This window comes from Rhizobium sp. AAP43, assembly GCF_001296045.1.
Lineage (GTDB): Bacteria > Pseudomonadota > Alphaproteobacteria > Rhizobiales > Rhizobiaceae > Allorhizobium.
In genome coordinates, this window is record NZ_LJHS01000045.1 from 137718 (window position 1) to 145586 (window position 7869).

Consider the following 7869-nt stretch of genomic DNA (forward strand, 5'->3'; position numbering starts at 1 on the left):
CGTCTATGGGCTCCGGTCATCGACCAGACCCGGGAACGGATCAGGCAGCGGTCCTGTAGGAGGACGATCCCTGGGTCGCGCCGCCGTCCAGCTTGAACTGGGCGAGCTGGGCCTGCAGCTGACGGGCTTCGCCGGCCAGAACCTGGCTGGCAGCCGTGGTTTCCTCGACCATGGCAGCGTTCTGCTGGGTCATCTGGTCCATGTGATTGACCGAGCTGTTGATCTCGCCAAGCGCCATGGACTGTTCCTGCGAAGCACGCGCGATGGTCACCACGTGATCGTTGACACGGTTGACCAGATCTTCGATCTCACGCAGCGCGTCACCGGTCGACAGCACGAGCGAAACGCCGCCCTTCACTTCCTCGGCCGAGGTGTTGATCAGGGTCTTGATCTCCTTGGCAGCATTGGCCGAACGCTGAGCCAGTTCGCGAACTTCCTGGGCAACGACGGCGAAACCGCGACCAGCTTCACCGGCACGCGCAGCTTCGACGCCAGCGTTGAGCGCCAATAGGTTGGTCTGGAAGGCGATCTCGTCGATGACCGAGATGATCTGGCTGATACGCTGCGAGGACTGTTCGATACGGCCCATGGCATCGATCGCGTTGCGAACGATGTCGCCCGACTTGCCGGCGCTGTTCTTCGTCTCGCTGACCATGTGCGAGGCTTCCTTGGCGCGTTCGGTCGAGGTCTTCACCGTGGTGGTGATTTCCTCAAGCGCTGCAGCCGTCTCTTCGAGCGAGGCTGCCTGCTGTTCGGTCCGGCGGGCCAGCTGGTTGGCGGCCGAAGACAGTTCACCGGAATTGCCGGTGATCGTGCCAGCCGCATGCAGGATATTCTGCATCGTCTGACGAAGAACGGCCATGGTCTGGTTCACATTGGCCTGCAGTTCGGCAAAGGCGCCCTGGAAATGGCCCTGCATGTCATGGGTGAGATCGGCATCGGCAAGGGCCGCAATGACGCGGCGAACTTCGTTGACGCCACGGTCGACATTCTCGACCAGTTCATTGACCGAACCGGCGAAACGCTGAAGATCGGCATCCTCGTAGGTTTTCGAGATGCGCTGCGAGAAGTCGCCGGCGGCGGCGGCTTTCACGATGACGCTGATCGAAGACTGCAGGTCCTTGCTCTGGGCAGTCAGAGCCGCTTCCTGCGCTTCCATGGCGCGCATCTGCTCTTCGTTTGCACGGAAGACTTCGAGCGCGCGGGCCATCTCGCCGATTTCGTCCTGGCGGTCGGTACCCGGAATGCTGCTAACGCGGCGGCCGGATGCCATGCCGGACATGACCGAGGTCAGGCTGCGGATCGGATTGACGATGCCGTTGCGGGCAATCAGGAAACTGATCGCAACACCGGCGACAATACAGATGGCCGCGGTGACGATCTGGAGCATCATGGTGAAGCTGGAAGCTGCCAGCGCATTGCCGCGCGAGGTCGCAAGCGACGTGGCGGACTGGGTCGAATATTCCTTGACGACGGAGGTTACAGCCTTCTGGGCATCGAGCGCCTTGGCAAGCTCGGCCTTCATCACGGCAGGATCCTGGCCGGCCGGGGTCGCCGCGACAGACACCATTTCCCGAACCTGGGCAAAGTAGGCGTCGAGGGCCGTCTTGATGCGATCGAGGATCTGGGCTTCGGTCGCATCGGCGGTTGTTGCGATCTTCGGCAGGCGAGCCAGCATTTCGCCGGCACGCTTATCGGTCTCGGCAGCAAAATCAGCCGCCTTTTCCGGTGCCATGGCCAGCTGGTAGGTCATGCGTGAAATGGCGATGATATCGACGCGCAGGTCCATGGCTTCGCGAGCGACTTCCTCGCGGGAGCCGGTGTCGCGCAGGGCTGCTCCCAGCGAAGACAGACCGTTCGCGCCTACGGCAGCGATTGCGGCAGCCGCGACGCCCATGAGGACGACGACGAGACTCACCTTCTTCAAAATGGAAAGATTGGCAATGGCCATCAGAACAAACTCCGTCAGACCCTCCTTCCTGGCGGGCGGCGCTCAAGGCCAAGCATGGAGTTCATTCCATACGTTCAGCTTTCAGTTCTAGCCTGCACTCGTTTCGAATTGGTTGACCGGCCAAATCCGACTGTCGCAACCGTTGCAATCCAGTGACAGTCTTTTGCTCAAACCTCACAGAACGGTCAGCAGCGCTGATATTTTTGCGCTCTGAAAATCTCATCCCCAATTATTCCCCAGAGAATGTGGATCCGTTGCAACATGCCCGCAAAACGCCGCTTTTCCGCCGCTTTTCGTGCCATTCCTGAACGTCTTTCCTGCTTGAGGCACAAAGTCACTCACCGACGGGGTGACGCCCCTTGACGCGCTGCGTTCGAGAAAGCGCTGTGATTCCCGTCACTTCCCCGCTTTTGCCCGTTATCCACACCCTGGAACACAATATCTAGCGTTAATAATTCAGTCACAGACCACCCCTTGACGGAATCAACCCTTAAGATGTTAATGGATCCTGTTGCGGCGGCGACGACCCGGACATGAACGAGACCGGGTTTCATCAAACATTGTAGCAGTTTCTTTGTAGGTGGAATGGCGTTCTGAGGACGTCGCCCGCGGCAGGAATTCTGTGCGATTTTTGACCGCCCGACAGAAGTTGGCGGGCTGGAAGTTTTTCGCTGTTGATACTATATTTAGTGTTTGCAGCCACATTCTCCACCATATAGAGGGTCATCATCTCCGGATGAATCACCCAACGGAAGAGTTCAACGGCTGCGCGGTTTTGCGTGCGGACGAGCGGAAATTATTGCGCCGGTGAACGGCGCCAGATCGAGGGATTAAGGCAGATGCGCATTGAACGTCGCTTCACCAAACCGGGACAGTCCGCCTATGCGGAGATCGAGTTCCGCAAGGCCATCAGCGAGATCAAGAACCCCGACGGCTCAATCGTATTTCGTCTTGCCGATATCGACGTCCCCGCCCAGTTCAGCCAGGTGGCGGCCGACATTCTCGCTCAGAAATATTTCCGCAAGGCGGGCGTCCCGAAGGCGCTGAAGAAGGTTGAGGAAAACGACGTTCCTTCCTTCCTCTGGCGCTCGGTTGCCGATGAGAAGGCGCTGGCCGCTCTGCCGGAAAACGAACGCTACGGCTCGGAAACCGATGCCCGCCAGGTCTTCGATCGCCTGGCCGGCACCTGGACCTATTGGGGCTGGAAGGGCAAGTACTTCACCTCTGAAGAAGATGCCGCCGCCTTCAAGGACGAGCTTGCCTACATGCTCGCCACCCAGCGCGTCGCGCCGAATTCCCCGCAGTGGTTCAACACAGGCCTGCACTGGGCCTATGGCATTGACGGCCCCGGCCAGGGCCATTTCTACGTCGACCCCTTCACCGGCAAGCTGGTCAAGTCGAAGTCGTCCTATGAGCATCCGCAGCCGCATGCCTGCTTCATCCAGTCCGTCGAAGACGATCTGGTCAACGAAGGCGGCATCATGGACCTCTGGGTCCGCGAAGCGCGTCTGTTCAAATACGGCTCCGGCACCGGCTCCAACTTCTCCTATCTGCGCGGCGAAGGCGAAAAGCTGTCCGGCGGCGGTCGCTCGTCGGGCCTCATGTCGTTCCTCAAGATCGGTGACCGCGCAGCCGGCGCCATCAAGTCGGGCGGCACCACACGCCGTGCGGCCAAGATGGTCGTTGTTGACATCGACCATCCGGATATCGAAGCCTATATCGACTGGAAGGTGAAGGAAGAGCAGAAGGTTGCAGCCCTCGTCACCGGCTCGAAGATCGTCGCCAAGCATCTGAAGGCGATCATGAAGGCCTGCGTCAACTGCGAGGCCGACAACAACGCCTGCTTCGACCCGAACGAAAACCCTGCCCTGAAGCGCGAAATCCGCGCCGCGAAGAAGGACCAGGTTCCGGAAAACTACATCAAGCGCGTCATCCAGTTCGCCCAGCAGGGCTACAAGGATCTCGAGTTCAAGACCTATGACACCGACTGGGATTCGGAAGCCTATCTCACGGTGTCCGGCCAGAACTCGAACAATTCGGTCTCGCTGAAGGACGACTTCCTGCGCTCGGTCGAAGCCGATGGCGACTGGAACCTCACCGCCCGCAAGGACGGCAAGGTGATGAAGACGCTGAAGGCCCGCGACCTCTGGGAGAAGATCTCCTATGCCGCCTGGGCGTCTGCTGATCCGGGCCTGCACTTCAACACGACGATGAACGACTGGCACACCTGCCCGGCTGCCGGCCCGATCCGCGCGTCGAACCCGTGCTCGGAATACATGTTCCTCGACGACACGGCCTGCAACCTGGCTTCGCTCAACCTCCTGCAGTTCAAGGATGCGGCAACCAAGAAGATCAACATCGCCGATTACGAACATGCCGTCCGCCTGTGGACCGTCGTGCTCGAAGTCTCCGTGATGATGGCGCAGTTCCCGTCGCGCCAGATCGCCGAACGCTCCTATGAATACCGCACGCTCGGCCTCGGCTATGCGAACATCGGCGGCCTCCTGATGTCCTCGGGCATCCCGTACGATTCCGACGAAGGCCGCGCCATTGCCGGTGCGCTGACCGCCATCATGACCGGCGTGTCCTATGCAACATCAGCCGAAATGGCCTCGGAACTCGGCCCCTTCCCGGGCTTTGCGCCGAACCGTGACAACATGCTGCGCGTCATCCGCAACCACCGCCGTGCCGCCCAGGGCCTCGCCTTTGGTTACGAGGGCCTGTCGGTCAACCCGGTTCCGCTGATCCATGCCGACTGCACCGACCCTGCCCTTGTCGAACATGCGACGGCGGCCTGGGACAAGGCACTCGAGCTTGGCGAACAGCACGGCTACCGCAATGCCCAGGTCTCGGTCATCGCGCCAACCGGCACGATCGGTCTCGTCATGGACTGCGACACGACCGGCATCGAGCCTGACTTTGCGCTGGTGAAGTTCAAGAAGCTCGCCGGTGGCGGCTACTTCAAGATCATCAACGCTGCCGTTCCGGAAGCGCTGCGCTCGCTGGGTTACTCGGAAAGCCAGATTGCCGAAATCGACGCCTATGCCGTCGGCCATGGCAACCTCAACCAGGCGCCGGGCATCAACCCCTCGACGCTCAAGGCCAAGGGTTTCACCGATGAGAAGATCGAAGCCGTCAACGGTGCGCTGAAGGCTGCCTTCGACATCAAGTTCGTCTTCAACCAGTGGACCCTCGGCGTCGACTTCCTGAAGGACACGCTCAAGGTCTCCGACGAGCAGCTCGCAGACATGAGCTTCAACCTCTTGGACCACATGGGCTTCTCGAAGAAGGACATCGAGGCTGCCAACATCCATGTCTGCGGTGCCATGACGCTGGAAGGCGCGCCCTTCCTGAAGGCCGAACATCTGCCGGTCTTCGATTGCGCCAATCCCTGCGGCAAGATCGGCAAGCGGTATCTCTCGGTTGAATCCCATATCCGCATGATGGCAGCGGCCCAGCCGTTCATCTCGGGCGCCATCTCCAAGACGATCAACATGCCGAACGAAGCCACCGTCGAAGATTGCGGCTCCGCCTACATGCTGTCCTGGAAGCTGGCGCTCAAGGCCAATGCGCTTTACCGCGATGGCTCCAAGCTCAGCCAGCCGCTCAACGCCTCGCTGATCGAGGACGAGGACAACGAAGACGCGCTCGATGATCTCCTGGCCCAGCCGCAGGCGGCCCAGGCGGTCACGGTCACGGAACGCATCGTCGAGCGCATCGTCGATCGTGTCGTGCGCGAGCAGGAAAAGCTCCCGGCCCGCCGCAAGGGTTACACCCAGAAGGCCAAGATCGGTGGTCACACCATCTTCCTGCGCACCGGTGAATATGACGACGGCCGTCTTGGCGAAATCTTCCTTGACATGAACAAGGAAGGCTCGGCCCTTCGCGCCTTCATCAACAACTTCGCCATTTCCGTTTCGCTCGGCCTGCAATATGGCGTGCCGCTCGAGGAATATGTCGACGCCTTCACCTTCACCAAGTTCGAGCCGGCCGGCATGGTCACCGGCAACGACGCGATCAAGAACGCCACCTCGATCCTCGACTATGTCTTCCGGGAACTGGCGATCTCCTATATCGGCCGCAGCGATCTGGCCCATGTCGACACGTCCGACTTCTCGACCACGGCCCTTGGCCGCGGCGTCAAGGAAGGCAAGGCCGATGTCGTCTCCAAGGGTCTGACCCGCGGATACAAGCCGACGCTCGTCTCCAACCAGGCCCTGTCGGCCGAGCCCAAGGGTGCAGCCATCGCCGCCCCCGCCAAGGCCTCTGCCACCGTCACCGCCTTCTCCTCTTCGGGCGCGACTGCCCGCAAGCTGGACGTGACGACGGCCATCTCCACATCAGAAGTCGTATCCTTCAAGCGCGACTACGAGGAACGCGCCGCGGAACTCGCAGAGGAGATTGCCGAAGAAAGCCTGTTCTCCGACACCGCCGCCGACGAGGCAGCGGCCGCCAAGGCCGAAGCCAAGAAGCTCGAAGCCTCGCGCCGCATGCGCTCGATTGCGCAAGGCTATACGGGCAACATGTGCTCGGAATGCCAGAACTTCACGATGGTGCGGAACGGCACCTGCGAGAAGTGTGACACATGCGGGGCGACGAGCGGGTGCTCTTGAGATAATTATGAAAGGGGGCGAATGATACGAGTTCGCCCCCTTTCACCAGCCGCCATTTGCAGAGCCGTGGTGATTAAGTTCATCGCGGCTTTCTTCATTTGCGGCTACAATCCGGCCCGTATTTTTAGGTCCCCCTAAGTGCAGTTATTTTCTTCCTATCGTCGACGGCACCCGGCTTGGGCCGCTGCCATAAGCTTCATATTGTCACCTGAGTGCGGAATGTTTTATCTTGGTCGAGGGCGACTGGGCATTGCCTTCGTTTTCGTCAGCGTCTTCATCGGCTATTCGGCGTTATATGGCGCGAGGCTTCTGGAGATAGAATATCCGGATTGGGTGGCGACATTGGTGATGCTGACCTACAGGACGGTCGGTGCCGTCTATGTATGTGTCACGGCAGCAAAACAAATACCGCTCGATCGCTACCCATGGTTCGCGAGAACCTACAATTGGCTGCTATTGCTTTTTATTGCACCAATGCTGATCGCAATCTTGATCCGCAATTTTGCAATAGAACCTTTTTCAATTCCCGCGAATTCAATGCGGCCCACCCTACAAGAAGGCGACTATGTCTTCTCCGAGAAACTGACCTACGGTATCGGCCGGTACTCACTGATGTTTGGCTGGGGCCCAAGCCATCGGTTCGGTGGCAGGTCGCCCAAACGCGGCGAAATTGTCATATTTGCATTTCCGCCGGAACCAACGACCAGCTATGTCAAGCGTGTGATTGGTCTGCCGGGCGATCGTATCCAGATGCGCGACGGCAGGCTCTTCATCAACGGCATAATCGTCGAAAGGAAGCCGTCAGAGGCTGATAACATCGAACTGCAACCAGACGAAATGCTCTATACCGAATATCTCCCCGGGGGAATTGACCACCAAATCATAGAAACGAGCGACACTTCTCGGGGTGATAGCACCTCTGAATTCTTGGTCCCCGAAGGCCATTACTTCGTAATGGGCGACAATCGTGACAACAGCCTGGACAGCCGTTTTGACGTTGGCTTCGTGCCCGAGGAAAACATTGCCGCGCGGCCCTTCCTGATATTCAGCTCTTCAAGGGCCGATCGTTTCTGGCGGAGCGTCCAATAGACTTGGGTCCTCAATGAAACAGCGTCCTCTCACTCGGTCAATTCCGCCCTCTCGCAGCGAGCGAACGGTGGCACTCCTCATCCGCCTCCTGAGCACCTCGAATTGCGGGCACCGTATTCACTGCCCCGAGGGGGAGATGGGCCGCGCAAACCGCACCCTTTACCCCTCATCCTGAGGCGCCCGACACAGTCGGGCCTCGAAGGACGAGGCCCATCT

At 59.7% G+C, this 7869-nt stretch carries 3 protein-coding genes; 2 read left to right on the forward strand and 1 reads right to left on the reverse strand.

Features of this window, described 5'->3' with window-relative positions:
* Positions 1–40: 40 nt before the first annotated feature.
* Positions 41–1951, reverse strand: a complete 1911-nt coding sequence (locus IP76_RS20155) for a methyl-accepting chemotaxis protein (RefSeq protein ID WP_054160012.1) — start codon at positions 1949–1951, stop codon at positions 41–43.
* 839 nt (positions 1952–2790) lie between these two features.
* Here IP76_RS20155 and IP76_RS20160 point away from each other — a divergent pair.
* Complete coding sequence (locus IP76_RS20160) at positions 2791–6564, forward strand: vitamin B12-dependent ribonucleotide reductase (RefSeq protein ID WP_054160013.1); 3774 nt, start codon at positions 2791–2793, stop codon at positions 6562–6564.
* A 219-nt stretch (positions 6565–6783) separates the two neighbouring features.
* Positions 6784–7653: a signal peptidase I gene (gene lepB / locus IP76_RS20165; RefSeq protein ID WP_054160014.1), complete on the forward strand. Its 870-nt coding sequence runs from the start codon at positions 6784–6786 to the stop codon at positions 7651–7653.
* The last annotated feature ends 216 nt before the right edge of the window (positions 7654–7869 follow it).

Excerpts from the sequence above, each read along its gene's own strand:
- lepB (WP_054160014.1), top strand. The coding sequence starts at position 6,784 with ATGTTTTATCTTGGTCGAGGGCGACTGGGCATTGCCTTCGTTTTCGTC.
- IP76_RS20155 (WP_054160012.1), bottom strand. The coding sequence starts at position 1,951 with ATGGCCATTGCCAATCTTTCCATTTTGAAGAAGGTGAGTCTCGTCGTC.
- IP76_RS20160 (WP_054160013.1), top strand. The coding sequence starts at position 2,791 with ATGCGCATTGAACGTCGCTTCACCAAACCGGGACAGTCCGCCTATGCG.